Source organism: Fundidesulfovibrio terrae (assembly GCF_022808915.1).
GTDB lineage: Bacteria > Desulfobacterota > Desulfovibrionia > Desulfovibrionales > Desulfovibrionaceae > Fundidesulfovibrio > Fundidesulfovibrio terrae.
Genome location: NZ_JAKZFS010000007.1, coordinates 1 through 25441, shown reverse-complemented (window position 1 = coordinate 25441; position 25441 = coordinate 1). Strand labels below are relative to the sequence as shown.

The window sequence follows — 25441 nt, the reverse complement described above, 5'->3', positions numbered from 1 at the left end:
TCCTAGACGGCGATGTCGAGATCCCGGATGAGGCTGTCGATCATGTCCACCATGTGTTCGCGCAGGCCGGGGTTGGCGTAGGCGATGCACGAGCAGCGCAGAATCTGGCGCGCCCTGACCAGAAGCTCCAGGCGCACCCAGCCGTCGCCGGTCTCCAGGGGCAGGAAGAACGGCCCGCACGACTCCAGGTGCTCGCGCTGCTCGGGCCCCAGGAACTCCTCCGGGATGGGCACATAGTACATGCCTTTTATGGATCCGGTCCAGCCTTTCTGCGTCAGGCGGTCTTCGATCCGGACGACGTCCTCGTCGCTCAGTTCGTCGATGGTGTAGGCGCGCATCTAATCCTCCGAGCCTGGTTTGCGGTCCTGGTGCGCGTCTGGCGGCACCGTGTCCTGGTCGAGATTGAACATGCGCCGGGCCAGGTCCAGGAATCGCTCGCCGGATTCCTCCTGGGCGCGGCGCTTCAGGAACACCAGCGGATCGTGGTGGAGCTTGCGGGCCACGGCCAGGGCCAGGGTCTCCATGGCCAGCCGCACCTCGTCCGGACAGTCCGGCCCCAGGCGCTTGAGGGTCCTCTTGAGTTCCTTGCGGGCCAGCGCCTCGCCGCGCGAGAGAAGGTCCACGATGGTGGGCTGCAGGTCCAGCGAGTCAAGCCAATGGCCGAATTTGATCGATTCGCTCTTGACGATCTCCCGGGCCTTTTCGGCTTCGGTCTGGCGCTGGGCCTTGTTCTCCTCCACCACTTCCTTGAGGTCGTCGATGTCGTAGAGGTAGATGTTGTCCAGGCTGTTGATGTCCGGGTCGATGTCGCGCGGCACGGCGATGTCGATGAAGAACATGGGCCGGTACTTGCGCTTCTTCAGCACGTCCTTGATGTCGCGCGCCCGGATGATGGGCTCGGTGGAGCCGGTGGAGGTGATGACGATGTCCACCTCGGGCAGCCGGTCGATCAGCTCGGCGAAGGCGTAGGCCTTGCCCTTGAAGCGTTTGGCCAGCTCCTCGGCGCGCGAGAGGGTGCGGTTGACCACGCACAGCGAACGCACGCCCGCGCCCACCAGATGGGTGGCGGCAAGCTCGGCCATCTCGCCTGCGCCTATGAGCATGGCCTTCTTGTCGGCCATGTCCCCGAAGATGCGCTTGGCCAGCTCCACGGCGGCGTAGCTGATGGACACGGCGCTGGTGCCGATGCCGGTCTCGGTGCGCACCCGCTTGGCCACGGAAAATGTCTTGTGCAGCAGGCGGTTGACCACCACCTTGGCCTGGCCCCGGTCCACCGAGGCTTTGTACGCCTGCTTGAGCTGGCCCAGGATCTGCGGCTCGCCCAGCACCATGGAGTCCAGCCCCGAGGCCACCTGGAAGAGGTGCTCCACGGCCTCCAGGCCGCGATGTTCGTAGACGTGGGGAGCCAGGTCCGGCGAATGCCTGCCGCTGGCTCGCGCCCAGCATTCGAGAACCTTTTCCGAAACCCCCGAGCCGCGTGGGGAAACCACCAGTATCTCCACGCGGTTGCAGGTGGAAAGCACCATGACCTCGTCCACGGCGCGCCCCAAGGAGAGAACGCACTCCTCGAAACGCTCCTGGTCGGACAGGGCGAAGCATTCCCGCACCTCGACGCCGGCCGTGCGGTGGTTCAGGCCGAAAAGATGGATGTCGTGCTGCATCAGGCGAAACTATGGTGCGTCTTGACGAAGAAGTTGATCCCGAGCATCGAGGCCAGGCACAGCCCGAAAACCCAGATGGCCAGCCACGCCGTCTTCCTGCCGCGCCAGCCCAGGGCCATGCGCTGGTGGAACAGGTAGGCGAAAAGGAGCCACACGAACACCGCCGCCACTTCCTTGGGATCCCAGGAGAAGAAGTGCTTCCAGGTGATCCCGGCCCAGAGGAATCCGGAGACGAGTCCGATGGTGTAGAGCGGGAACCCCACGGTCACCGCCAGGCGGTTGGCCGCGTCCAGCTTGTCCAGCGACGGCAGCGACGCCCAGACGCCGGTGAGTTTTTCCTTGGATTTGATGCGTTTTTCCAGCTTGAGATAGGCGATGCCGGCCGCGCAGGCCATGGCCATGAGCCCCATGGAGGCGAAGAGCGTGCCGATGTGCAGCCCGAAGAAGAGCCCGGCAAGGGCCGGAGGCAGGGGAAGGCGGGCCGCCGTGACCGCCTGGGAGCCCAAAAGGATCACCAGGGCCAGGGGCGTGGCGATGAGCCCCAGGAACGAGAGCTTGAGCTTCACCCACAGGATGAAGAGAACCAGCAGGAGGCTCCAGGAGAACAGGCTCAGGTAGAACTCGCCGCTGGCAAGGGCCAGCGACGGGGTCTGGGCCAGCATGATCCCCAGGGAAAGCCCGTGCAGGGCGAAGCCCGCGCCCGAGACCACGCCGCCCAGGGCCCGGGGGCGCTCCTTGCGGGTGAGGATGCCGCAGATGTGCCCGCCGCTGCCCACGAGGTACAGGGCGAGCACGAAGTAGAGGATCAGCTCAGCAAAGCCCATCCAGAATCTCCGGGATGCGGGAATGCAGTTCAGTGGGGATGTGCGCGGCCAGAAGCTCGGCCGCCTTGGCCGAATCCTTGCTCTCCAGGGCTTCCAGAAGCCCCGAGTCCAGAAGCCCCCGGAAGATGACGGCGTTCTTGGGCGAACCCAGGCCCAGCTCCAGCACCTGGGGGCGCAGGCGGCTCATGAGCGTAAGCACCGCCCCGTATTCCGAGCCCAGGAAATCGCCCAGGCCCTTGCGGATCTTGCGGGCCAGGGCCGGGGAGCCGCCGCCGGTGGAGATGGCCACGGTGAGGTCCCCCTGGGTGAACAGGGCCGGCACGATGAAGCTGCACTTCTCGGGCTGGTCCACGATGTTGCACAGGATGCCGCGTGACTCGCAGGCTCGGCTGATGCGCCAGTTGAGCTCCTCGTTGGACGTGGAGGCGATCACCAGGAAACGCCCGTCCAGGTCGGAGTCCTCGAAGGAGCGCTGCTCGAAGGTCACGGCGGGCAGGGCCAGGGTTTCCTGGAGGTCGGCGTCGGGGGCGCGGGTGTCCAGGACCAGGACTTCGCTGGCTCCGCAGGCGGCCAGGGTGCCGATCTTGCGGCGGCCCACCTCGCCAGCGCCGACCACGAGGCAGCGCTTGCGGGTAAGGTCCGCGAATAGGGGATAGTATCGCATGGGCGGGCACCATAACAAATCCCGCCCCGCGCGCAAAGCCACTTTCTTTCCCCCCGGCCTTGGGATAATCCAAAAGACCATGAAGCCCGTCCTGGTCATGCAGCTGGCCCGCTTCGGGGACCTGATCCAGACCAAGCGCCTGGTCAGGGGCCTGCAGGCGAAAGGCCTGGGCGTCCACCTGCTGGTGGACGCATCCTTGGCCCGTCTTGCCGCCCTCGTCTATCCCGGGGTCACCGTCCATACGGTGAACTCCCATTCGCAGCCCGACCCCATGGCCCTGAAGTCCACCCTGGCCGCCCTCGCCGAGGTCCGGTTCCACCGGGTCTACAACCTCAATTTCGCGGGCATGAGCCTGGCGGTGAGCGCCCTGTTCGATCCGGACGCGGTGCGCGGCTACCGCCTGGACGCGGGACAGCCCGTGCGCGACCCCTGGGCGGCTATGGCCTTTCGCTGGACCAAGAACCGCAGGCAGGCGGCGGTCAACCTGGCCGACTTCTGGGCCGGATTCTCGCTGCCCATGGCCGACACCGCGGGTGTGAACCCCAACGCCGCGCCCAAGGGCGGCGGGCTCGGCGTGGCCATGGCCGGACGCAGCGCCCGGCGCTCGCTCCCCCCGGAGGTGCTGGCTTCCGTGGTGCAGGCCATGGTGCCGGTCGCGAAGACGCCGAAGATCTACCTTCTGGGCACGGCGGCGGAACGCGCCTGCGCCCGTGAGCTCACGGTGCGCCTTCCGGCCAGGGTGGCCGAGATGGTGGTGGACCTGACCGGCAGGACCGGCTGGGACGAGCTTGCCGACGTGGTGTCCGGCCTGGACCGCGTGCTCACCCCGGACACCGGCATCATGCACCTGGCCGCCCACCTGGGCGTGCCGGTGACGGCCACGTTCCTCTCCTCGGCCTGGTGCCACGAGACCGGCCCCTACGGCGCCGGACACACGGTCTGGCAGGCGGTGCTGCCCTGCACGCCGTGCCTGGAGTCCGCGCCGTGCCCCTGCGGGCAGGCCTGCCTGGAGCCGTTCAAGCGCCGCGAGTTCCTGCGCCTGGTGGCCGAAAAGGCCAAGGGCGATCCCCCGGCCGGGATGATCGGATTCCGCACGGAGCTGGACGCGCTGGGCGTAGTCTGCAAAGCCTTCACGGGAACCGACGCCGGGGCGGCCGAGCGCGCCCGGGTGCGCTCGTTCCTGTGCCGCCACCTGGGCATCGAGGCCGGTCAGACGGCCTCCCCTGCGCCGGACCTGGCCGAACGTCTGGTTGAAGAGCCCGATTTCATGCTGGATAAACCTCAAGGGTTGCGTGAACACCTATGAACCGTCCCCTGCGCGTGCTCGTGGTCCTGCCGCTCTACGGCGGCTCGCTGCCCATAGGCCGGTATTGCGCCCGGGCCCTGGCCGGGCTCGGCCACGTGGCCGAGACTTTCGAGGCCCCGGACTTTTTCGGCGCTTTCTCGGCGCTCAAGAATCTGCGCGTCACCACCGAGCGGTTGGACTACCTGGAGCACGCCTTTTTGCAGGTGGTGGCCCAGGCCATCATGAGCAAGGCCGAGACCTTCCAGCCCGATCTGGTGCTGGCCATGGCCCAGGCCCCCCTGACCCGGCAGGTGCTCAAGCGCCTCAGGCAGGCGGGCATCCCCTCGGTCATGTGGTTCGTGGAGGATTTCAGGCTCTTCACCTACTGGGAGAGCTACGCCGCCCAGTACGACGCCTTCGCCGTGATCCAGAAGGAGCCGCTGCTCTCCAAGCTCGGGGAGGTCGGCCAGAAGAACGGGCTGTATCTGCCGCTTGCAGCCGACCCTGAGTTCCACAAGCCCTTGGAGCTCACCTCGGCGGAAAAGCGCGTCTTCGGCGCGGACGTGGCCTTTTTGGGCGCGGGCTACCCCAACCGGCGGGCCGCCTTCAAGGAACTCATGGGCACTGGCCTTAAGATCTGGGGTTCGGACTGGGAGGGAGACGAGGTGCTGGCGCAGCTGGTGCAGCGCGGCGGCGAGCGCATATCCTCCGAGGACAGCGTGAAGATTTTCAACGCCACCAGCGTGAACCTGAACCTGCATTCGAGCGTTTCGGCCAAGGAGCTGGTGTCCGGCGGCGATTTCGTGAACCCCCGCACCTTCGAGCTGGCCATGTGCGGGGCCTTCCAGTTGGTGGACGAGCGGACGCTTCTGCCGGAGCTGTTCGCCCCGGACGAACTGGCCACGTTCACCTCCATGGAGGGGCTGAAGGACGGCGTGCGGCGCTTCCTTGCCGCTCCGGAGGAGCGCGAGGCGTACGCCCGCAGGGCCAGGGAGCGGGCGCTCAAGGAGCACACCTACCAGGCGCGCATGAAAACCCTGCTCGCCTTTCTGGAAGAGCGCCTGGATGGCTGGCCCGCGCCGCGGGAGGGCCAGGGAGCGCTTGCGGCCCTGCCCGAAGCCTACCGCGAAGAGGCCAGGGGGCTCCTGGCCGGGCTCGGACTCACCGAAGACGCGCCCTTCAAGGATCTGGTCTGGGCGTTACGGGCCAAGGCGGGCAAGCTGACGCCCGTGGAGACGGCGATTCTCTTTCTGGACGAGTGGCAGAAGCAGTACGGCGCCAGGGCGGAATGAAGACGGGGGCGCGAAGCCCCCGTTAAACATTCGTCCGCACTGCGCCGCCGATAGCCCGGCGGCAGCACCTGATCCTCCTACATGCCAAGCGACGCCAGCAAATCGTCCACGCTGGCCTGGCTGGTCCCCACCTGGGGGCCTTTCAGCTCGTTGACCTTCTTGTCCGCCTCGGCTTCGATCTGGTCCAGGTCCATGTCCGGAGCCTCCTCGTGGGCCTTCACCTTGAGCCCCGTGGAGAGGTAGAGGTCCAGCACGATGGCCTCCACGTTCTTGATGGCCCCGATGATGCGCTTGATGCGCTGGCCGGTGAGGTCCTGGAAGGAGAGGGTGGTCATGATGGTCATGAGGTCGGCGTTGAGCGAATCGCTCATCTCGCGCAGGTCGCCCAACTGCTCCTTGGTGACGCCGCCGGACTTCAGGCTGTGCAGGATCTGGTTGGACTTGGACTGCATATCCATGTGCTTTTCCACGATGTCCATGATCTCGCCGGTGGCCTGCTCGGTGGTGGAGAGGATCTTGTCCAGCTGGTCGGCGGCCTCGCTGAAGAGCTGGTCGGCGCGTTTCTTCTCCTTGACGATGCCGGTTCCGGACTCCTCCTGGCGGGCGTTGGAGAGCTCCTTGTAGATGGACTGCAGGCCGTTGCGCATGTCGTCGCTTATGCGCTTGTAGAATTCGCTCTGCAGAAGCGACCGGGTGAGCGAGCGCGAAAGTTCCTTTTCCACGGCCTGGGTGATGGCGGACTTGAGGCTGTCCACCATGTCATCCATGTACTTGTCCATCAGGCCGTCGATCATGGTGTCGGGTCCGGTCATGCGCGCTACTCCCACTTCTTGACGCGAAGCTCGTCCCGCTGCGTTTGGAAAACGAACTGCACGATGGTTTCCAGATCGCGGTCGCGAATCTTCGTGAAATCGATGGCCCAGATCTGGCGTCCGTCCTGGACCTCTTCGCGGATCACCCGGCCGATGGCTCCGGCCATGCGCACGGGCAGCTGGGTCAGGGTGAAGACCATCTCCACCAGCTGGTCAACGGCCAGGGGCGATGCGCTGGAGACCTTCACCCCGGCTCCGGAGATCTCCACCACTTCCATGGGGTAGGGGAAGTCGTCCTGGATGCTGTCCTGGGTGTGGATGCCGATGAGCATGTCCAGCTTGCGGTCTATGTCCTGCAGGGCGTGGACCAAGGCTTCGTTGATGCCCGCGTTTTTGAGCTCCATGACGGTGACCGTGGAGCTGGTGATGGGGGCTTCGCGGAAGAGCTGGAGTTCGCTCTCCGACGCCACGAAGCGCATCCGGCCATGCAGCTTGGTGGGGATGCGCAGGAAGGTGCGTTGCTCCTCTCCCATAAGCGAGCCTCCTGAGGCGGGGGTTAGAGGGCCCCGTTCTCCAACTGCGTTTCCATGGCCTTGACCGGGCAGACCTTCACGCACAGCCCGCAGGCCACGCACTTCTCGGAGTCGAAACAGACCTTCCAGGTCTTGCGGTCGATCTCCAGGGCGCGGGGGCGGCACAGGGCGGTGCACACGCCGCAGTGCATGCACAGCTCTTCGTCCTTGCGGACCTTCTGGGCCACGGGCGTGACCTTGACCCCGTGCTCCTTGAGGTACTCCAGGCCGTCGCGCACGGCGGGCTCCAGGCCGTGGATCTCAAGGATCATCTCGCCCACCTCGCGGGGATTGATCTGGGCCTTGAGGATGTTGAAGCACAGGTCGAACAGCTTGATGATGTTGCACACCACCGGCTTGCCGGATGTCTCCGGGGAGAAGCTCAGGTGGACGATCTTGCGTATCTCGCTCATGGCGTCGAATCCTTACAGAAGGGCCTTGGCGCGGCGCGCCTCGGCGGAATCGGGGAATTTCTTGATCAGGTCCTGGAACATGAGCCGGGCGGCGTCCTTCTTGTTCAGCTTCTGGAAGGCCATGCCCATCTTGAGCATGGATGAGGGAGCCTTGGTGCTCTTGGGGAACTTTTCCACGACCTCGTTGTAGTTGAGCACGGCCTGGGCCATGTCGCCCTTCTGGAAGTAGGCTTCGCCCATCCAGAAGTAGGCGTTGGAGGCCAGGTTGTGCTTGGGATAGTTCTTGGCCACGTCGCGCCACATGGAGGCGGCCTTGTCGTAGTCCTTGGCCTGGAATGCCTGCATGCCCTTGGTGTAGATGGCTTCGGCCGGGTCGGCGTTGTTGGCGGCGGGCACGTCGGTGCGGCCGGGGGCCTGGGGAGCAGGCGCGGCCGGAGCCTGCGGGCCGGAGCCGACTGGCGAACCCGGGGGCAGCGAGGCCTGCTGGGCCTGGGGGTCGATGCCCGAGCCGGGGCCGGGCTGCTGTCCGCCCGCGGGCTGCTGGCCGTCCACTTCGACGCCCAGTTGCGAGCCCATCTGGCGCAGGTTGCCTTCGAGCTTCTGGAGGCGCTTGTTAAGCTCCGGCAGGGTGGCTCCGCCCGAGGCGTCGCCGCCCTCGGTCAGGCTGCGCACCTGCGTGTTCAGGTCTTCAACCTCGACGGCGAGGGCCTGCACCCGGGACTTGAGCCCGTCCACCTCGGCGGCGAGGTTGGCCTGGGCCTGGGCCTGGGGATCGATGGGCTTGCCCTTCACCGGCGCGCTGGACGTTTCGGAACCGGCGCAGCCGGAGAGAAGAAACAGTGCTGCGAATATGGCGAGACGAGTCTTCATTACGGTTTACTACCTCTTTTACGGCCCACGATCAGGTAGATGAGCCCGCCCAGCACCGGCACGAAGACCGCCAGGCACAGCCAGACCATCTTTTCTTGGACCGTGGGAAAGTTGCGATAAAACGCGTGGGCGATGGCCCAGAAGTTGAAAAAAACCGGCAGGGCCAGCACCAGGAAAAACCAGAGGGGATAGCCCCCGATGGTGGTCATGAGAGACATAGTCCGTCCTTGCTATCTCCGCGCGGGCCGTTTGGCAAGGCCGCCGAAGGTTTCGCTTATTTCGGCCGTTTGCGTCCGTAGAAGGATAAAATCATGGCCAGGGACCCCAGCGTGATGGCGATGTCGGCCACGTTGAAGGCCGGCCACACGAAGGAGCCCAGGTAGAACTCCAGGAAGTCCACCACCTGCCCGGTGCGCATCCGGTCGATCAGGTTGCCGAGAGCCCCACCGAGGATGAGGCCCAGAGCGATGATGAAAAGCTTGGCCCCGGGCTCGGCCTTGGAGAGCAGGTTCAAGACGATCACCACGGCCAGGGCCGTGGCCGCGATGAAGAAGTAGGTCTGCCAGGAGGTGTCGGGCCGGTTCAGGAACCCGAACGCCGCCCCCTTGTTCAGGGTGTGGACCAGGTTGAAGAAGCCGGGGATGATCTCCCGGGATGTGTAGAGCACCAGGTGCTTCTGCACCTGGAGTTTGGTGATCTGGTCCAGCAGGGTCACGCCTGCTGCAATGCTTCCGGCCAGGATGTACTGGGGCTTCACGGGCTTTTTCCTCCGGGTTTGTCCGGCTGGCACTCCTTTAAGCGAGCTGGCCGGGAAGTCAATCGTTCCGGGGGGCGAAAGTGTCTTGCAGGCGGGGGATAAGTTGCGTAAACCCTCGCCCGGGGCAAAGTCCCGTTTTGACATTTCGCGCATCTTTCCGGCATTAAGAGACGTTCCGCAACCCTAACCCCGCCCAGTCATGCCCAAACGCACGGACCTCAAGAAGATTCTCATTATCGGCTCCGGCCCCATCGTCATCGGTCAGGCCTGCGAGTTCGACTATTCCGGTTCCCAGGCCGCCAAGGCCCTCAAGGAAGAGGGCTACGAAGTGGTGCTCGTCAATTCCAACCCTGCGACCATCATGACCGATCCGGGGCTGGCCGACCGCACCTATGTCGAGCCCATCGACCCGGACATCGTGGCCAAGATCATCGAGCGCGAGCGCCCGGACGCCCTGCTGCCCACACTGGGCGGCCAGACCGGCCTGAACACGGCCGTGGCCCTGGCCGAATCCGGCGTGCTGGACAAGTTCGGCGTGGAGCTCATCGGCGCGAACCTGGCCGTGATCAAGAAGGCCGAGAGCCGCGAGGAATTCAAGGCGGCCATGAAGAAGATCGGGCTCAACGTGCCCGAGTCCGGCATCTGCCGCACCATCGAGGACGTGCGCCACTGGGGCAAGAAGATTCCCTTCCCCATCATCATCCGTCCGGCCTTCACCATGGGCGGCTCCGGCGGCGGCGTGGCCTACAACATGGAAGACCTGGAGAAGATCGCCGCGCGCGGCCTGGCCCTCTCCATGAAGTCTGAAGTGATGCTCGAGCGTTCGGTGCTGGGCTGGAAGGAGTTCGAGCTGGAGGTGATGCGCGATAAGAACGACAACTGCGTCATCATCTGCTCCATCGAGAACATCGACCCCATGGGCGTGCACACCGGCGACTCCATAACCGTCGCCCCGGCCCAGACCCTCACCGACGACGAATACCAGATCATGCGCGACGCCGCCCTGGCCATCATGCGCGAGATCGGCGTGGAGACCGGCGGGTCCAACGTGCAGTTCGCGGTGAACCCCGAGGACGGCGAGCTTATCATTATCGAAATGAACCCCCGGGTGTCGCGCTCCTCGGCCCTGGCCTCCAAGGCCACGGGCTTTCCCATCGCGAAAATCGCGGCCAAGCTGGCCGTGGGCTACACCCTGGACGAGATTCCCAACGACATCACCCGCGAGACCATGGCCTCCTTCGAGCCCACCATCGACTACACGGTGGTCAAGATCCCGCGCTTCACCTTCGAGAAGTTCCCCGGCGCCGAGGACTACCTCACCACGGCCATGAAGAGCGTGGGCGAGGCCATGAGCATCGGGCGTACCTTCAAGGAAGCCCTGCAGAAGGGCCTGCGCTCGCTCGAGATCGGCATGCCCGGCCTCTCCAAGGAGTACGACAAGTGCTCCTGGGACAAGGAAGCCATCCTGGCCTCGCTCAGAAAGCCCAACTCCCGCAGGCTCTTCGACGTGCGCTCGGCCATCCTGTGCGGCATGTCCCTGGAAGAAATCTTCGACGCCTGCAAGATCGACCCGTGGTTCCTGCGCCAGATCAAAGAAATCGTGGACATGGAAGGCGAGCTGCACGCCTTCGCCCTTGAGGATTCCATCAGCGCGGCCAACCCCAAGCTGGCCCAGGTCATGCTTAAGGCCAAGCAGTACGGTTTCTCCGACCGCCAGCTGGCCTCGCTCTGGAAGAAGTCCGAGCTCGACATCCGTGACATCCGCAAGAAGCTCGAGGTGAAGCCCACCTACTATCTGGTGGACACCTGCGCCGCCGAGTTCGAGGCCTACACCCCCTATTTCTACTCCACCTATGAGACCGGCTCGGAAACCGCGCCTTCGGCCAACCGCAAGGTGGTCATCCTGGGCGGCGGTCCCAACCGCATCGGACAGGGCATCGAGTTCGACTACTGCTGCGTGCACGCTTCCTACGCGCTGCGCGAGATGGGCATCGAGTCCATCATGGTCAACTCCAACCCTGAAACCGTATCCACCGACTATGACACGTCCGACAAGCTGTATTTCGAACCGCTGACGTTCGAGGACGTGCTGAACATCATCGAGCACGAGAAGCCCGAGGGCGTCATCGTGCAGTTCGGCGGCCAGACTCCGCTGAATCTGGCCGTGCCGCTCATGCGTGCGGGCGTGCCCATCATGGGCACCTCGCCCGACGCCATCGACCGCGCCGAAGACCGCGAGCGCTTCCAGGCGCTGCTCAAGAAGCTCGACCTCAAGCAGCCCCCCAACGGCACGGCCAAGTCCTTCGACGATGCGCGCAAGATCGCCCAGGAGATCACCTACCCCGTGGTGGTGCGCCCCTCCTACGTGCTGGGCGGGCGGGCCATGGAAGTGGTCTACGACGAGGAGGGCCTGGCCAGCTACTTCAAGCGGACCGTGGCGGTTTCCCCCGAGCATCCCATCCTCATCGACAAGTTTTTGGAGAACGCCATCGAGGTGGACGTGGACGCCATCTGCGACGGAACCGACACCTACGTGGCGGGAATCATGGAGCACATCGAGGAGGCCGGCATCCATTCGGGCGACTCGGCCTGCGTGCTGCCCCCGCACACCCTTTCCGCCGACATCGTGTCCGAGATCGAGCGCCAGACCGTCGCCCTGGCCCTGGAGCTGGGCGTGGTGGGCCTCATGAACATCCAGTTCGCCCTCAAGGACGGCGTGGTGTTCATCCTGGAGGTCAACCCCCGGGCTTCGCGCACCTCGCCCTTCGTGTCCAAGTCCACGGGTGTGCCCCTGGCCAAGCTGGCCACCAAGGTCATGATGGGCGAGAAGCTTAGGGACCTGGACCCCTGGGGACAGCGCAAGGGCGGCTACATGTCCGTTAAGGAATCCGTCTTCCCCTTCAACCGCTTCCCCGGCGTGGACGTGCTGCTCGGACCCGAGATGCGCTCCACCGGCGAAGTCATGGGCGTGGACGTGAACTTCGGGCTGGCCTTCATGAAGAGCCAGTTGGCCGCGGGGCAGCGGCTGCCCATGTCCGGGACCGTGTTCATCTCCGTCAACGACCGTGACAAGGAGGGCATCCTGCCCGCCGCCCGGATGTTCGAAGAGCTCGGCTTCAGGATCGTGGCCACCGGCGGCACCTGCAAGCACCTGGTCGACAACGGCGTCAAGGCCGAGAAGGTGCTCAAGGTCTACGAAGGACGGCCCAACGCGGCGGACATGGTCATCAACGGCGACATCCAGCTGATGATCAACACCGTCTCCGGCAAGATGACCGTGAAGGATTCCTCGCAGCTCAGGCAGACCACGCTCCTCTACGGCGTGCCCTACACCACCACGGTGGCGGGGGCCAAGGCCATGGCCCTGGCCATCAAGGAACTCAAGGGCTCCGGGCTCGACGTCAAGAGCCTGCAGGAATACTACGCCTAACCCCGCGCGGGCCCGTTGACAGGGCCCGCGTACGCCTTATCTGAAAGCCTTCTTGAAGGAAGGCGGCGAGTACGTATTATGAAAAAAGAGTATTGCGGATTGTTCGGCATCTACGGCCATCCCGAGGCCGCGCGCATGACCTACTTCGGCCTCTACGCCCTGCAGCACCGGGGCCAGGAGTCGGCAGGCATCGTCACCTGGGACGGTGATAAGATCCGCGAGCAGAAGGGCATGGGCCTAGTGGCGGACGTGTTCAGCGAACGCCACCTCGGCAAGGAGCTCAAGGGCACCATCGCCGTGGGCCATATCCGCTACTCCACCACCGGCGCCTCGCTTTTGCGCAACGCCCAGCCGTTCCTGGTGCGCTTCGGCGACTGGCACCTGGCCATCGCCCACAACGGCAACCTGGTGAACACCTACGAGCTGCGCGCGGAACTTGAAGCTTCCGGCTCCATCTTCCAGACTACCATCGACTCCGAGGTCTTCGTCCACCTCATCGCCAAGAACTTGAACGGCGGCACCATCGAGGACGCGGTCATCAAGGCCTGCCAGAAGGTGAAGGGCTCCTATTCGCTCCTCATCCAGGCCAACGACAAGATGATCGCCGTGCGCGACCCCAACGGCATTCGCCCCCTGGCCCTGGGACGCCTGGACGACAACTACGTCATCTCCTCCGAGTCCTGCGCCTTCGACCTCATCGAGGCCGAATACCTGCGCCCCATCGAGCCCGGCGAGATGCTGGTCATCAAGGACAAGTGCCTCAAGTCCTACCGCATCAGCGAGTCCCAGCCCGTCAGGCGCTGCATCTTCGAGCTGGTCTACTTCGCCCGTCCGGACTCCCTGGTGTTCGGCGAGGTGGTCTATTCCCGCCGCAAGCAGATGGGCCAGACCCTGGCCTTGGAAGCGCCGGTGGACGCAGACTTCGTCATGCCCTTTCCCGATTCCGGCGTGTACGCGGCCGTGGGCTACGCCCAGCAGTCCGGCCTGCCCTTCGAGGTGGCCATGATCCGCAACCACTACGTGGGCCGCACCTTCATCCAGCCCTCGCAGAACATGCGCGACTTTTCCGTCCGGGTGAAATTGAACCCCGTGCGCTCCATGATCAAGAACAAGCGCATCATCATCGTGGAAGACTCCATCGTGCGCGGCACCACCATCCGCACGCGCATCAAGAAGCTTCGCGAACTGGGCGCGCGCGAGATCCACATGCGCGTGAGCTGTCCGCCCATCAAGTTCCCCTGCTTCTACGGCATCGACTTTTCCTCCAAGGGCGAGCTCATCGCGGCCAACAACTCCGTGGAGGACATCGCCCGCTACATCGGCCTGGACAGCCTGCACTACCTGTCCATCGACGGCCTGCTCAACTCCGTGGGCGCCAATATGAGCGACCCGCAGTACTGCATGGCCTGCTTCAACGGCGAATACGTCATCCCCCCCTGCGCGGAAGGGACCAAGCTCTGCATGGACGAGTCCAACGCCCTGACCTGGTAGCCGTATGTTCGGAGCACTCAAGGACATGGCCGTGTCGTCGGCCATCACCAGCAAGCTGGCCCCGCTGGTGGACAGCTATTGCCACTCGTTCAAGCTCACCGTGAACTCCTCGGCCAAGGTCATGACCGTGGAGGCGTTGCCCAGGGGCGAGGCCGCCCCCGTGCAGGTGGAGATCGTGGGCTACAGGCTCTTTCAGGAAGAGGGCAGGGCGGTGCTGGCCTTCGAGAGCTTGAAAGTGAGCCGGGAATGGCTGGGGGCGCTGGCCTCGACGTTCCTGCCCGACAACCGCATCAAACTGCCGGAAGATACGCCGTACGACCTGCTGAAGCAGCATATTTAAGAGTAGGAGCCTCCGGCGGCCAAAGGGACCAGTCCCTTTGGAATCCCCTATCGCTTCGCGTCGATCGATGAGAAAATTATTGGGGCCGGAAGCGCGCAAAGCCGCGCTTCCGGCCTGTTTTAATTTATTTCTTCTTCCCGGACTTGAGCTTGGCCTCAAGGTCCGCAATGCGGGCCTTCAGCGCCTCCACGTCCTCGGCCTTGGCCAGGCCGAAGCGTTCCAGCAGCCCGGCCAGCTCCGCTTCCCCGGCATCCTTGAGGGCGTCCACGCCCTGGCCCATGTTGCCAGCGAGCTTGCCGAGAACGGTACGCAGCTGTTCGCGGATTTCCTCGACGGGCTGGTCGTCCACCTTCACCGGAGGGTTCAGGGCGTTCAATATTTCGTCCTTGAGCAAAAGGCCCGCGCCCAGTCCCGTGTAGAATCCCTTTTTCAGCAGATCGCTCATGGCAGTGTCTCCTTGGGACGCAGCCGTTCAGGGCGTCCCGGATGTTTACGTATCGCGGAACATCTTGAAGGTCAGGAATATGCCCAAAAGCCCGGCCAGGGCGAAGCCGCACAGGCCGATGACCGGCATGCCCCACATGTGCGGGCCGAGCCCGGAGTTGAACACGACGGCCGAGCTTACGGCCAGGGCTGCCGTCACCAACGCCCCACCGAGGCGGTTGCCCACCAGCCTGAAGGTGGCGGGCATCTTGCCGAAGTCGTGCTGCTTGAGCTCAACGGTGAGCTGCCCGGCCGCGAGCTTGCGCAGCACCGAATCCATCCGGCGCGGGAACCCGGCCATGACCCTGGCTGCTTCCTCCAGTTCCGCCCACAAGGAACGGTCCGACAGGCCGGGGATCAGGCGGCGTATCGAGAAGGCCTGGGCCAGCCCGGAGAGGTCCGCCGCTGGGCGCAGGCCGGGAGCCAGGGACTTGAGGGCCGATTCCGTGGCCAGCATGGCCCGGGCCACCAGGACGAAGTCGGGCCTGGGCGTGAGGCCGTGCTCGCGGCAGACGTTGGTCACGTCCAGCATGTGCCGGCCGAGCAGGCCTTCGCCGCAGGGCGTGCGAAACTTCTGGATGATGAACATGAGGTCCGATTCAAGGCTCATGACGTCCAGGTCCGGCGGCACCGAGTAGGACATTTCCTCGGCGACGCGGGTCAGCTTGACCGGATCGCCCCCGGCCAGGGCGATGACGCAGTCCGTAAGCGCCGAACGCAGGGCCGGGGCCAGGCGGCCGCACATGCCGAAATCCAGGTAGCAGAGCCTGCTTGCGCCCACGATGCGCAGGTTGCCCAGGTGCGGATCGCCATGAAAGAAGCCCTCATGCATGATCTGGCGCACGGCGGCCTCCATGCCGAGGGCCGCCAGTTCGGCACGCTCGGCATCGGAGCCGGTGAACTGGTCCAGGCGCTCGCCCTCGATGAAGTCCATCACCAGCACGTCCGGGCGCACCAGGTCGGCGTGCACGGCGGGGGCGAAGACGCGCTTGTTGTCCGCGAACATCTCGTTGAAGGCCAGCATGTTCACGGCCTCGTTCATGAAATCAAGCTCCCGGCGGACGTTCTTGCGCAGCTCGCGCACCACGTCCACGGGCTTGAAGGCCCGCACCGAGGGAGCGCGCTCCTCCAGAAGTTCCGCGATGAATTCCAGGATGTCCAGGTCCGCGGCCAACGTGTCCGAGACGCCCGGCAGGCGCACCTTCACGGCCACCAGGCTGCCGTCGGAGGCTAGGCGCGCGCGGTGCACCTGGGAGACCGAGGCCGTGGCCACGGGCACGCGCTCGAAATTGGTGAAGACGTCTTCAAGCGGGCGGGAATAAGCCAGCTCAATGGCTGCCCGGATTGCGGGGTAGGGCGCGGGGGGCAGGTTCTCCTGGAGGGTCTTGAGTTCGTCGCAGAGTTCTCCCGGGATCATGTCCGGGCGCATGGAGAGCAGTTGGCCGATCTTGATGGCCGTGGGGCCGAGTTCCTCGATGATGAGCTTCAGGCGCTTCCAAATGGGGAGGGCGTGAGGCTCGGCGCGTGGCTTGCGCCAGAAGGGGAGACGGCGGAGCCCCAGGCGGTCCAGGAGTTCGTCGAAGCCGTGCTTGGCCAGCACCTGAATGATGATGCGCAGGCGGTTGGCCGTGGCCAGGGGAGTGTAACGGATAAGGTCGGATGCGTTCATGCTACCCTGTTGATAGCGGAGAAGTTACCCGGGAACAAGCCGGGAGGGGACGCGACGCCGCGCTAATCCTCCGTGTCGTGTGTCGCGACCGTGGCCACGTTCCATCTCAGGCGCGTGTACACACTCCGAAGCGGACGCACGCGGCTCAGAACTTTTTTGCGCTTGGCCCGTATTGCTTCCCGCTGCGATTCCAATTGCTGTTCCTCGTTGCCTTTGGGCTTGTATTTGATTTTGACGCCCTGGAACGACAGCATCACTTTTTCGTCCTGGAACTGTCGGTCTATCTTGGTCACCAAATCTGCTTCCGTCTCAAATTTTTTGAGGAAGTTTTCGATCCATACGTAGAGTTCGAACTCCAATCCCATCCTGCCGAAGCGGACCAGGGACGCCTCCGGGGGCGGGTCCTTCAAGACGTTTTCGTTCTTCCTGGCGGCCGCCAACAGAATTTTGATGACCTTTTTCACTTTGGTGCCGGGTACGACGGTAACCGGTATGGTCAGACGCGTCTTGGTGTCCTGGTAGCTCAGGTTGATGATCTCCCCGCGCAGAAACGTGGAGTTGGGAATGATGACCATGGTGTTGTCGGGCGTGCGGATGGTGGTGTTGCGCACGGACACGTCTATGACCTCGCCCAGATTTTTGCCTTGCTGGATGACGTCCCCTTTTTTGATGGCCCCCCCAAACAGGATGATCAGGCCGCTGATGAAGTTGTTGACGATGTCCTTGAGGCCGAAGCCCACGCCGACCGAGAGGCCGCTGGCGATCCAGGTCAGGGATGACAGGGGGACGCCGAGCAGGTGGATGGACAGGAGGATGAACAGGGTCCAGGCGAAATAGGAGACAGTGGCGTTGACCGTATGGGCCATCGCGGGATTGAGCCTTTCCCCTTTGAACCGGGTGTGGACCGAGGCCAGTTTGATCCAGGCCATGGCCAGCCGCAGGGCGAAAAAGAGGATCAAAATCATGCCCAGGGATTCGATGCTGAGCGACATGCTGCCGATGGCCCATTTATGGGCAAGCATATGCTGCAAAAATCCCGGACCGCCGATGAACATGAACACCCACAGGATGAACAGAAAACCCAGGACGGCCGCGACCAGGGGGTAGGCCATGACGGAGACCCCGGGCGCTTTCCGGCTGTCATCCTCGGTCGTGTCGGCCTCGTAGAGCCTTTTTTTTGCCGCATCCATGGCGCGCAGCGTAAGCATGAGCATGAACAGGGCCTGACCCAGGATGAGTGTCTGGGGCCCGAATCCGAACGGCGCGATCATCGCGAACAGGATCAGCAGCGCCGTCAACAGGGAGAGCGAGGTGTTCCGGGCGTCCTTTTCGCCGTGCGTCTTCAATCTGTACAGATACAATGCCGCAAGGAGGGACGAAACGGCTGAATACAACCCCAGCGGCGTGGGGGGGACGCTCATGGCCAGGGCCAATGCCCCGGCGGCGAAAAGCGTCCACAAGGCGAACAGGCGGGATCCCAGGCAAAGCCAGGAGCGCCGGGAATCGTTCCCGGGTGTGTATTCCAGGGCAATCACCAAACCAAGGGTGCACAGCGTCAAGGCTCCCAGGCTGGTGAACTGGTTCAGGGTGAAAAGCCCGATACGAAACGCCATGACCGCTGCCAATCCAAGACTGAATACGAGCCAGCCAGGGTTGCGGGGTGACGGGCGCGTCCTGCCTTCCCCTTGGCCGCGCGAGCGCCGCCAAAGGCCAGGCAAAATCCAATACAGGACAATGAAGCAGGTCAAAGTGAACCCGAGTGCTTCGTCCCAGCGTATCCAGCGGATCAGCATGGTGGCGAATTGCGGGAAATCGTTGGCCCAGGTTCGCATCTCCGACATCGCGGTGTCCCGTCCCGCGGCGGTGAGCAAGGATTCGTACTGCTCGAAATAATACGCGGACAACGCCCTGATGACGTGTTCTCGTTCCCGCTCCTGGGCGGCGGCGACACGGTCGAGAAGTCGCACCGCGCTTGCAAGGCCCGCGTCGGCGTCCTTGAGAACCGCCTCTTCCTCCATCCTGAGGGTCTTGAGGCGCTCCAGCGTGGGCTTGAGTTCCTCAAGTTCGTAAGAGGTGGGATCCTTGGCCGCGATGTCTTCCTGGATGTCCAGGAAGGAGGGATCGTCCCCCCGCGACCGGACCAGCTGCTCCTTGAGTTGGACCAGGGGACGGGCCTTGAGGTTCAGGTCGTCATGAAGGTCCTGGAGCTGGAGGAGGATCGAACGAACGGCCCAGGGGGTATCTCCCGAGACGTTGCGCAGAAGCTGCACCTGATGGAAGCGGCGGCTGCTTTTGGCCAGGTCGGCTTCAAGCGATTGAAGCAGCACGGCCGTCTCCCTGCGTGTGGCGTTCAATTCATCCGAGCGGATGGCGAGACCCTGGGTGATTCTTTTGACCGTGTCGCGCCAGGCGGATTGATCGGCGACGTCCACGGCCGGCGCCGACGATGCGAGATTCAAGACTGCCAGGCCCAAGGCCAAAAACGCCACGACGCACCGGTGTCGGAATGGCCGCCAGAATATATTGGTGCTCAAGGTGCTCTTCTCCAGGGTATGGCTGTGCCTGAGTGTACTGTGTATTTTCCTCTCACAACCCCCTGGTGAAGAGCAAGGCCATGCGGTCTGTTTTTGAACAAACGGCCATTTACAATGTCACGCGCTCGGCCATCTCGAGCACCATCTTGAAGGGGACGCGCTCGAAGAGTCCAAATGCCTCGTGGTCCTTGAGCCGCGACGTGGCCGGAGAGGACAGGCCGCAGAGGAATTTGGCCAGCCGCCTGGACGTGGAAAGCTGCGGCAGTTTCTCGGCCAGTAGGGCGTCCAGCTTGGTGATCGACCGGTCACGCGGCTTGCGCGGGGCAAACGGAGGCGGCACGCACGGGTCCTCGCCCAAGCACGGGCCGCAATGCCCGCACGGCCCACTTTTCTCTCCGAAGTAGTCCAGTAGCCGCATGGTCAGGCAGTGCGGCTCCCCGGCCAGCACCAGCATCTGTCGCACCCGCTCCAGCTCGCGCCCTTCGCGTTCGGCGAAGCGTACCTCAAGCTCCCGCGCCAGGCCCTCCAGGTTCCCCGGCCGCCTTTCCACGCGATAACGCTGGCGCGTGCCGCTGGCCTTGAGATCGATGTCGCCCTTGCCTTCCAGGTATTCCAGGGCGGTCAGGATCCTTTCGCGTGGCTCGCCGATGGATTGGGCGGCCTCTTCCACGTCCAGAGTGTAACTGCCGTTGCGTTTCTTCTTGCAGCGCGCGAGCACCTTTTTCAGGAACGCCCGGCGCGCCTCGTCGAAGGGAGCCAGCATCTCGGAGGAGGGCTTGTTGGGGGTGAGGGTGTAGCTGGTGTAGATGTGCCCCAGCGCCCGCATGTAGCCGTCCAGCTCCAGGTAGGTGAGCAGTGTGCGCACCACCAGTTCCCGGATGTCGTGGCGGTTGGCCAGGGCGGGCGGAGAGAGCAGCAGGGGCTCCTCGCCGCCGAAGAGTTCACCCAGGATGGAGCGCAGGGATTCGATGTCCGGCGTGTCGCCCAGCACGAAGTTTTCCAGCACCAGCGTGTCCTGCAGGCAGACGAACATCTCGCAGATGGAAGGCTTGCCGTCGCGTCCGGCTCGGCCCACCTCCTGGGCGTAGCTCTCCACTCCCTTGGGCAGGTTGTAGTGGTAGATGGCGCGGATGTCGGCCTTGTCCACACCCATGCCGAAGGCGATGGTGGCGGCGATGACCATGGAGTCCGAGGCCATGAAGGCTTCCTGCACGGCGTTGCGGCTTTCGGTGTCCATGCCCGCGTGGTAGGCGCGCGCCGGGGTGCCGTGTTCGGTGAGATACGCGGCCACCTTCTCGGCGGTGCTTTGCAGGGTGACGTACACGATGGCCGAGCCCTTGGGGCGGGAGCGCAGCCGCTCGAGCAAGAGCGCCTTCTTGGAGCCGGGCGTGGCCGGAGTGGCGCGAAGCTCCAGGTTGGGCCGGTAGAACCCGGTGTGGACGATGTCTTCTTCGTTGATGTCGAAGGCGCGGGCGATGTCGGCGGCCGTTTCGCGGTCGGCGGTGGCGGTGAGGGCCAGCACGCGCGGGATGTTCAGTTCCTTGGCCGCCCGGGCGATCTTCAGATACTCCGGCCGGAAGTTATGCCCCCATTGGCTGATGCAGTGGGCTTCGTCCACTGCCAGAAGCGACACTCTAGCGCGCCGGATGGTCTGGAGGAAACGCTCGTTGGCCAGGCGCTCGGGCGAGATGTAGAGGAGCTTCAGCGTCCCATCCCGGAGCCTCCCCAACACCTCGCGGGACTGCTGGGCGTCCAGGCTGGAGTCATAGCGTTCGGCGGCGATGCCCCGCGCCTTGAGGAAGTCGATCTGGTCCTTCATCAGGGCGATGAGGGGCGAGATGACCAGGGTGACGCCGGGCAGGGCAAGGGCGGGCAGCTGGTAGCACAGGCTCTTGCCGCCGCCGGTGGGGAAGATGGCCAGGACGCTTTTGCCGTTTAGAAGGCGGCTGATGGCCTCGTTCTGGCCCTGGCGCAGGGAATCGAAGCCGAAGGCGTCGCGCAGCAGGCTTTCGATATCGGGTGAAACGGTCGGTTCAGGCATGGGGGCTCGCTGATGAAGTGATTATGGCCGGGGGCCGCTGGGATCCGGCAGAGGGATGATTTCACTGGCCCTCCAAGATGCTTCGCGTGATGCACCGGTCATTCCGGTGCATCACGCGAAGCTAAAGGGTATTCCAAGGGGACTGGTCCCTAAGGCCTAAGGAGGCTCTTACTCTTCTCTCTTTCTTGGCTTTAAATATCTCCCAACGTCTTCCCCATCGCCTTTTCGATCCTCTCGCGCACGGTCTTGGCCCGGTTCTCGCCGCGAGTCAGGCTCTCCAGGCGCGTCGGGTTGTCCTTCCAGGTGTTGCGCCAGATGCCGTAACGCTCCTCGATGGTGACGCGGTTCACGCGGCGGTAGCTCTTGTCGGCCATGTAGACCACCTCGGCCTCGGAGATGGGCTCCTCGGGAGCGGGGGTGCGTCCTCCCAGGCGGGTGTGCACCTCCACCACTGCGGCCACCTGCGCGTATCCCATGGATCGCAGCATCTCGCCGCCTGCGTGGTCGTGGGCGGGCTGGCCCTTGAGGATGTCGTGCAGGATGGCGGCGGCCTCGATGAGGCCCAAATCAAGCGAATGGCCTTGGGCGACCAGTTCGCGCCCCAGGGCCATGGCCAGTTCGGCCACGGCCATGGAGTGGGCTATGCGTTCGGGCGAATCGCCCTGGTGCTTTTCGAGTATCTCGATGGATGTGGTTCTGTCGGGTATATGCATGAATTATCAGGTGTTATGGGTGAAACCGTCTGCCTGTTTCCTCAATCTTCCTACATGATACCCATTCGCGGAGTTTAGACAAGCAGGGCCTTGGCGAAATCCTCTCCGGAGAAGGGGCGCATGTCTTCCATCTTTTCGCCAAGCCCCACGAAGGTGATGGGAATGGCGTGCTCCAGGGCGATGCCCACCACCACGCCGCCCTTGGCGGTGCCGTCGAGCTTGGTGAGCACGATCTCGTCCACGCCCACGGCCTCATGGAAGAGTTTGGTCTGGGACAGGGCGTTCTGGCCGGTGGTGGCGTCCACCACGAGGATGGTGCGGTGCGGCGCTCCGGGGTGCTTCTTGCCGAGCACGCGCTCGATCTTCTTGAGCTCTTCCATGAGGTTGATCTTGGTGTGCAGTCGTCCGGCAGTGTCCAGCAGCATCAGGTCGTAGCCCTCGGCCAGGCAGCGCTCCATGGCCTCGAAGGCCACTGCGGCCGGGTCGGCCCCTTCGCCCTTGGAGAAGAACCCCGCGCCCACGCGCTTGGCCCAGATCTGGAGCTGCTCGATGGCGGCGGCGCGGAAGGTGTCGCCCGCGGCGATGAGCACCTTGCGGCCCTGCATTTGGGCGCGGTACGCCAGCTTGGCGATGGTGGTGGTCTTGCCCACGCCGTTGACGCCGACCATCATCACCACCTCGGGCGGGTTGACCGCCTTGATGGTTTTGGGGGCGCGGAAGATGTAGGCCAGCTCCTCGCGCAGGATGTCCTTGAACCCGGCGGGCTCGCTGACCCCGGCCTTGCGGGCGCGGTTCTTGAGCTGGGAGAGGAGCTTCCCGGCGGGCTCGAAGCCCACGTCGGCCATGATGAGGATTTCCTCCAGTTCGTCCCAGAAGTCGTCGTCCATCTTGGCATGGGAGGTGAGCAGGCCGTCGATGCGGGCCGCGATCTGCTCGCGGGTCTTGGCCAGACCCTCGGAGAGCTTCACGAACAGGCGCGAACGCTCGTCCTCCTCGTCCTCCAGGTCCAGGGCCAGGGCCAGGCGGTATTGCAGCTCGGAGCGGAACTCCTCGACCTCCTCGTAGCCCATGTTGGCCAGCCACTTCTCGAAGGAGGAGACGAACTCCTCGGCTTCGGCGGCTGGGGCCTCCAGGCACTGGAAAAGGAAACTCAGACGCTGCCACAGCTCGGGGCCGGGCTTGTCCACGCCCTGCAGCAGGATGCCGAGCCAGACAGAGAGCTTGGGCTCGGCCTCACGCAGGGTGAGGGTGAGTTCCTTCTGCCAGTTTTCGCTGACGAGATTGGGGGCAGGGCAGGCAGGCGCCTCGGCCCCGGCGGGAGCTTCGGGCGCGGTCTCGGCTGCAGGGGCTGCGACCGGTGCGGCCTCCTGAGCCTCGGCGACGCCTTCGGCCGGAACCTCCGGAGTTTCAGGAGCTTGCGCTTCGGGAGTCTCTTCCGGTTTCTTGCCGCCCAGCCAGGAAGTCAGTTTGGAGAAAAATCCCATGGATGTTCCTTATATGGTATGGAGAACGCCGCCGGAGGCTTCCTAACCTACAGTCGCCCTGGAGACAAGGCTTGCCCCCCGAACGGCCCCTGCGTTATCTGCCTGTGCATGAAACGCACGAAAATCGCATCCCTGCTCTCGGCCGACGGCCCCAAGGAGCAGGTTGTCGTCAAGGGCTGGGTGCGCACGCGCCGCGACGCCAAGGATTTCTCCTTCCTGGAGATCAACGACGGCTCCTGCCTGGCCAACATCCAGGCCGTGGTGGACGCGGGCATCCCCGGATACGAAACCGTCAAGGACATGGGCACGGGAGCCTCCGTCGCCGTGACCGGCGCGCTCATCGCCTCGCCGGGCAAGGGCCAGGCCTGGGAGATCAAGGCCACATCCGTGGAGATGATCGGCGCGGCCGCCCAGGAGACCTTCCCCCTCCAGAAGAAGCGCCACTCCGACGAGTTCCTGCGGGCCATAGCACACCTGCGTCCGCGCACCAACAAGTTCGGGGCCATGTTCCGCATACGCTCCGAGCTGGCCCTGTCCATCCACCGCTATTTCCAGGACCGGGGCTTCTTCTACCTGCATTCGCCCGTCATCACCGGCTCGGACTGCGAGGGAGCAGGGGAGATGCTGCGCGTGACCACCCTGCACCCGGGCCAGCCGCTCGGCGCCGAGGGGGCCAAGGCCGACTTCTTCGGCAAGGAAGCCTTTCTGACGGTGTCCGGCCAGCTCTCGGCCGAGCCCTTCGCCCTGGCCCTGGGCGACGTGTATACCTTCGGCCCCACGTTCAGGGCCGAGCCGTCCGACACGGCGCGCCACGCCGCCGAGTTCTGGATGGTGGAGCCCGAGATGGCCTTCGCTACCCTCACCGACAACATGGACCTGGCCGAGGACCTGCTCAAGCACTGCATCTCGGACGTTATGGATCGTCGCGCGGGCGATCTGGAACTCTTCGCCAAGTGGGTGGACACGTCCCTCATGGGGACGCTCGAGAAGCTGGTGAGCGAGCCCTTCGAGCGCATCCCGTACGGCGAGGCCGTGGAAATCCTGCGCAAGGCCACCAAGAAGTTCGAGTACGAGGCGGCCTTCGGCAAGGACATCCAGACCGAGCACGAGCGCTACCTGGCCGAGGAACACTTCAAGAAGCCGGTCATCGTGTACGACTACCCCAAGGATATCAAAGCCTTCTACATGCGCCAGAACGAGGACGGCAAGACCGTTGGGGCCATGGACGTGCTGGTGCCGCGCATCGGCGAGATCGTGGGCGGCAGCGCCCGTGAGGAACGTCTGGACCGCCTGGAGGCCCGCATCGCCGAAATGGGGCTGGATATGGAATGCTACCAGTGGTACCTGGACACTAGGCGTTTCGGAACGGCCCCTCATGCAGGGTTCGGCTTGGGCTTCGAGCGGCTGGTGATGCTGGCCACCGGGGCGACCAACATCCGTGACGTCATCGCCTTCCCCAGGACGTACAAGCATTTGGAATTCTAACGACGCGCAGGCCGCGGGGTGTGCCGCGATGGGAGGCCGGGTGGTCCCGAATGGGGTCCCCGGCCTCTTTTCGTTTGCGGAGTTGACCGGCGTCTTTTCTGTCGTACGAAGATACTTGGGGCCTCGTCCGCATCGAACGCGGCGAAGCGAGAGGGGATTCCAAAGGGACTGGTCCTTTTGGCGGCCGGAGGCATCCTGCTCCTCACGCTTCCACCGTCCGTCCGGGCATTTTTACTCTTCGCACTTTCGAGGTGTTATGAAGAAGTTGTCGAAAAGTTCGAAAAAGTCGTTGACGTTTTGGCTTCGTGCCCATAAAAGCCTCCTTCTGCCTGACGGGGACAACGTCTTGGGACGGCGGAAGTAGTTGAGATCTTTCACAATCGATCTTGAGTGCAGAGGGAGAGCGCCTGGCGGCGCCGACCGTTCCGGGTGCGAATCTGGGGCGGGAAAAAGGTGAGCGACTTTGAAAAAAAAGGAGTTGACCTGACGGCGGCCGGCGGGTAGTTAGCCCCTCCGCCTGCGACGGAAACCCGAGAGGGTGGTCGGAGCGGGCGCGGAGAAAAGGTTGACGGCAGATAAAAAAGTCGTTGACGCCGCGACCGGGTGGGGGTAGATAGCTCC

Annotated in this window: 22 protein-coding genes; 6 read left to right on the top strand and 16 right to left on the bottom strand. The window is 64.2% G+C overall.

The window, feature by feature from the left end; genetic code table 11:
- Window positions 1-2: 2 nt before the first annotated feature.
- Genes ML540_RS17285 through ML540_RS17270 form a run of 4 tightly spaced genes read right to left on the bottom strand, consistent with a single transcriptional unit; the run spans window position 3 to window position 3149 of the window.
- Window positions 3-338 (bottom strand): hypothetical protein, encoded by a 336-nt coding sequence (locus ML540_RS17285; protein ID WP_243364491.1) that lies wholly within the window; start codon window positions 336-338, stop codon window positions 3-5.
- Window positions 339-1661, bottom strand: coding sequence for a glutamyl-tRNA reductase (hemA, locus tag ML540_RS17280; protein WP_243364489.1), 1323 nt, complete (start codon window positions 1659-1661; stop codon window positions 339-341).
- Window positions 1661-2485 (bottom strand): cytochrome c biogenesis protein CcsA, encoded by an 825-nt coding sequence (gene ccsA, locus ML540_RS17275; protein ID WP_243364479.1) that lies wholly within the window; start codon window positions 2483-2485, stop codon window positions 1661-1663. The genes hemA and ccsA overlap by 1 nt, the downstream gene beginning before the upstream one ends.
- On the bottom strand, window positions 2472-3149 hold the full coding sequence (locus tag ML540_RS17270; RefSeq protein ID WP_243364477.1) for a precorrin-2 dehydrogenase/sirohydrochlorin ferrochelatase family protein: 678 nt from the start codon (window positions 3147-3149) through the stop codon (window positions 2472-2474). Before ML540_RS17270 ends, ccsA begins: the two co-directional genes overlap by 14 nt.
- 79 nt (window positions 3150-3228) lie before the next feature.
- Between ML540_RS17270 and ML540_RS17265 the strand changes: the two genes are divergently transcribed.
- Window positions 3229-4455, top strand: a complete 1227-nt coding sequence (locus ML540_RS17265; protein ID WP_243364476.1) for a glycosyltransferase family 9 protein — start codon at window positions 3229-3231, stop codon at window positions 4453-4455.
- On the top strand, window positions 4452-5726 hold the full coding sequence (locus tag ML540_RS17260) for a CgeB family protein (RefSeq protein WP_243364474.1): 1275 nt from the start codon (window positions 4452-4454) through the stop codon (window positions 5724-5726). Before ML540_RS17265 ends, ML540_RS17260 begins: the two co-directional genes overlap by 4 nt.
- Window positions 5727-5803: 77 nt before the next feature.
- On the opposite strand, the gene ML540_RS17255 is transcribed toward ML540_RS17260, so the two are convergent.
- The 6 genes from ML540_RS17255 to lspA are packed head-to-tail and all read right to left on the bottom strand — an operon-like array spanning window position 5804 to window position 9150.
- Window positions 5804-6538, bottom strand: a complete 735-nt coding sequence (locus tag ML540_RS17255; protein ID WP_243364472.1) for a protein phosphatase CheZ — start codon at window positions 6536-6538, stop codon at window positions 5804-5806.
- Between the two features lie 5 nt (window positions 6539-6543).
- Window positions 6544-7071 (bottom strand): PilZ domain-containing protein, encoded by a 528-nt coding sequence (locus tag ML540_RS17250; RefSeq protein ID WP_243364470.1) that lies wholly within the window; start codon window positions 7069-7071, stop codon window positions 6544-6546.
- 23 nt (window positions 7072-7094) lie between these two features.
- Window positions 7095-7523 (bottom strand): NIL domain-containing protein, encoded by a 429-nt coding sequence (locus ML540_RS17245; RefSeq protein ID WP_243364468.1) that lies wholly within the window; start codon window positions 7521-7523, stop codon window positions 7095-7097.
- A 12-nt stretch (window positions 7524-7535) separates the two neighbouring features.
- Window positions 7536-8393 carry a tol-pal system protein YbgF gene (ybgF, locus tag ML540_RS17240; protein ID WP_243364466.1) on the bottom strand — a complete coding sequence of 286 codons (858 nt, stop codon included), beginning with the start codon at window positions 8391-8393 and terminating at the stop codon, window positions 7536-7538.
- Window positions 8393-8611, bottom strand: coding sequence for a PLDc N-terminal domain-containing protein (locus ML540_RS17235; protein ID WP_243364464.1), 219 nt, complete (start codon window positions 8609-8611; stop codon window positions 8393-8395). Before ML540_RS17235 ends, ybgF begins: the two co-directional genes overlap by 1 nt.
- A gap of 56 nt (window positions 8612-8667) precedes the next feature.
- Complete coding sequence (gene lspA, locus ML540_RS17230; protein ID WP_243364462.1) at window positions 8668-9150, bottom strand: signal peptidase II; 483 nt, start codon at window positions 9148-9150, stop codon at window positions 8668-8670.
- Window positions 9151-9349: 199 nt separating this feature from the next.
- On the opposite strand from lspA, the gene carB reads away from it, so the two are divergent.
- The 3 genes from carB (at window position 9350) to ML540_RS17215 (ending at window position 14411) form a co-directional block, all read left to right on the top strand.
- Window positions 9350-12580, top strand: coding sequence for a carbamoyl-phosphate synthase large subunit (gene carB, locus ML540_RS17225; protein WP_243364433.1), 3231 nt, complete (start codon window positions 9350-9352; stop codon window positions 12578-12580).
- Between the two features lie 78 nt (window positions 12581-12658).
- On the top strand, window positions 12659-14071 hold the full coding sequence (gene purF, locus ML540_RS17220; RefSeq protein ID WP_243364424.1) for an amidophosphoribosyltransferase: 1413 nt from the start codon (window positions 12659-12661) through the stop codon (window positions 14069-14071).
- 4 nt (window positions 14072-14075) lie between these two features.
- Entirely contained in the window at window positions 14076-14411 is a 336-nt protein-coding gene (locus ML540_RS17215) for a hypothetical protein (protein ID WP_243364421.1), read from the top strand.
- A gap of 124 nt (window positions 14412-14535) precedes the next feature.
- Here ML540_RS17215 and ML540_RS17210 read toward each other — a convergent pair whose 3' ends face one another.
- The 6 genes from ML540_RS17210 to ftsY form a co-directional block, all read right to left on the bottom strand.
- Window positions 14536-14856, bottom strand: coding sequence for a phasin family protein (locus ML540_RS17210; RefSeq protein ID WP_243364419.1), 321 nt, complete (start codon window positions 14854-14856; stop codon window positions 14536-14538).
- A gap of 45 nt (window positions 14857-14901) precedes the next feature.
- Complete coding sequence (locus ML540_RS17205; protein ID WP_243364417.1) at window positions 14902-16563, bottom strand: ABC1 kinase family protein; 1662 nt, start codon at window positions 16561-16563, stop codon at window positions 14902-14904.
- 62 nt (window positions 16564-16625) lie between these two features.
- Window positions 16626-18995 (bottom strand): mechanosensitive ion channel family protein, encoded by a 2370-nt coding sequence (locus ML540_RS17990; RefSeq protein WP_243364414.1) that lies wholly within the window; start codon window positions 18993-18995, stop codon window positions 16626-16628.
- Window positions 18996-19206: 211 nt separating this feature from the next.
- On the bottom strand, window positions 19207-21138 hold the full coding sequence (locus ML540_RS17195; protein WP_243364407.1) for a RecQ family ATP-dependent DNA helicase: 1932 nt from the start codon (window positions 21136-21138) through the stop codon (window positions 19207-19209).
- Window positions 21139-21329: 191 nt separating this feature from the next.
- Window positions 21330-21851: an HD domain-containing protein gene (locus tag ML540_RS17190; RefSeq protein WP_243364403.1), complete on the bottom strand. Its 522-nt coding sequence runs from the start codon at window positions 21849-21851 to the stop codon at window positions 21330-21332.
- Between the two features lie 74 nt (window positions 21852-21925).
- Window positions 21926-23335: a signal recognition particle-docking protein FtsY gene (gene ftsY / locus ML540_RS17185; RefSeq protein WP_341482672.1), complete on the bottom strand. Its 1410-nt coding sequence runs from the start codon at window positions 23333-23335 to the stop codon at window positions 21926-21928.
- Window positions 23336-23443: 108 nt separating this feature from the next.
- Between ftsY and asnS the strand changes: the two genes are divergently transcribed.
- Entirely contained in the window at window positions 23444-24820 is a 1377-nt protein-coding gene (gene asnS, locus ML540_RS17180) for an asparagine--tRNA ligase (protein WP_243364393.1), read from the top strand.
- Window positions 24821-25441: the final 621 nt, after the last annotated feature.